This window comes from Flectobacillus rivi, assembly GCF_030056655.1.
GTDB lineage: Bacteria > Bacteroidota > Bacteroidia > Cytophagales > Spirosomataceae > Flectobacillus > Flectobacillus rivi.
In genome coordinates, this window is sequence record NZ_JASHIE010000031.1 from 1 (window position 1) to 1,395 (window position 1,395).

Genomic DNA, 1,395 nt, shown 5'->3' on the forward strand with positions numbered 1-1,395 from the left:
ATTTTATTACAATGCCACGACAGGCTGTTATAGTGCAGCAAGCGTAGGAATCGATGTATTTATCACTTCTTGTACAGGTCTTGATCCAAGTGGCGCAACGTGTAACACGAAGGTTGCGTTGACGAATGGTTTGTTTACGAACTTATCAGCCACGAAGACCAATAGTTCATTAGGCTGTGTGAATTTGACGACAGCCTCGACTAACAATCTGGTCGATTCGGATTTGAATAATTACGCAGGATTTAGTGTGACGGGTTTAGGCTGTAATGTGACCTATAGTGCTAAAGATAATGATGCGGCAGATACTTATCCTGCGGGCTATTATGCAGGCTTTAAGATTGCCTCAACGAGCTTGTTGAGTGGTAGTATCGGTTCAACCGTACGAATCGAGACTTATAACAATGGTGTTTTTGTAGAAGGAAAAGATGTAGTAACGAGCTCTATAGGTTTAGAGTCAAGTTTGTTGGATGGCAGTGGTTTGGCAACCGTGGGCTTTATCACAACGCAAGGTTTTGACGAGGTACGAATAGTTTACAATACCTTAGTAGGGATAGGTTTTAGTGGCCAAGTATATTATCCCGTAATAGAAAAATTCTGTGCTGGTTCGGCATTAGTTTGTAACACTCAGACGAATGCTTCTGCTCCATCATATCCAGTCATTGTAGATGATAGTCAGACGGGTATTACTGGTGTCGCCTGTGTTGGATGTTCGATAAGTAATGCTGAAAATGTAATCAGTTCAAGCACGAGTGATTACGCCACCATCACGATGACAGCCTCAGTAAGCAGTATTGCATCCTTAGCTGTGAAGGATGTCTTGACGACTTATCCCATCGGAACTTTTGCAGGGTTTAATATCTCGAATCCTAGTTTAATCAATGCTAATTTATTATCAGGCATCACGATACGTACATACAAAGCAGGGGTTTTGCAAGAGAGTTCGGGAGTCGGCACTTTATTGTCTGTTAATTCTTCACTTTTGACTGGCACAGGTGAGCAGTTAGTAGGCTTTATCAGTACGAAGGAGTTTGATGAAGTAAAACTAGAAATAACGAATGTATTAGGCGTATTGAGTACGACGAAGGTCTATAATGTAGTCTTAGAGAGTTTCTGTGCAGGGCCAGCATTAAGTTGTACTGATACGTATTTGGTGTCACCAAGTTTTCCAGCAGTCTTGAATGGTAGCTTAACAGGTATCAGTGGAGCTGTTTGTGCAGGTTGTGCGATCAATAACAGCCAAAATGTAGTAGATGCAAGTACTTCAAACTATGCAGATATAGTTTTGACAGCAGGTTTATTGAGTAGTGGATCAATATCGGTAAAAGATGCAGTGACTACGTATCCTATCGGAACGTTTGCAGGATTTGATATAGAAAATACAAGTATTCTTGGAGC

At 41.2% G+C, this 1,395-nt stretch carries 1 protein-coding gene; it reads left to right on the plus strand.

Annotated elements, in window-relative coordinates; translation table 11 throughout:
• Positions 1-1,395, plus strand: a 1,395-nt coding sequence (locus tag QM481_RS24765; RefSeq protein ID WP_283383786.1) for a hypothetical protein, incomplete at both ends; no start/stop codon positions are given.